General features: G+C 53.4%; 1 protein-coding gene. It reads right to left on the bottom strand.

The genetic code is table 11. From position 1 onward, the window contains the following. Nucleotides 1–279 (bottom strand): phage minor tail protein L (locus tag HEN21_RS22730; RefSeq protein WP_183082970.1); only part of this gene is annotated, 279 nt, incomplete at both ends.

The raw sequence follows: 279 nt of genomic DNA, 5'->3' as shown, positions 1-279 counted from the left end.
TGTTAATGGAAAGGAAGCCGCCAAAGTTGCCGACGTTATTGCGAAACTTACAGCCACTCAGGCATTTACTGCATTTATCCTTCGTGATATCGGATGTAGGCTGGTCATATTCATCAGCGACAGCCGGACCGTTATAACCGCACTCATCACCGCGATAGGTCCAGGTGCAGGTGTTGGCCAGCATGATGCGCCCCGGAAAAACAGCACCATCCGTTTCCGTCGGCGTGGACAGTACAAAAGAGGCACTGACCGCGCTCAGTTCGCTGCACTGCTCGATGC

It is taken from the genome of Escherichia sp. 93.1518, assembly GCF_013368915.2.
Lineage (GTDB): Bacteria > Pseudomonadota > Gammaproteobacteria > Enterobacterales > Enterobacteriaceae > Escherichia > Escherichia ruysiae.
The sequence above is the reverse complement of the archived record's forward strand: the minus strand, read 5'-3'. Positions and strand labels throughout refer to the sequence as shown.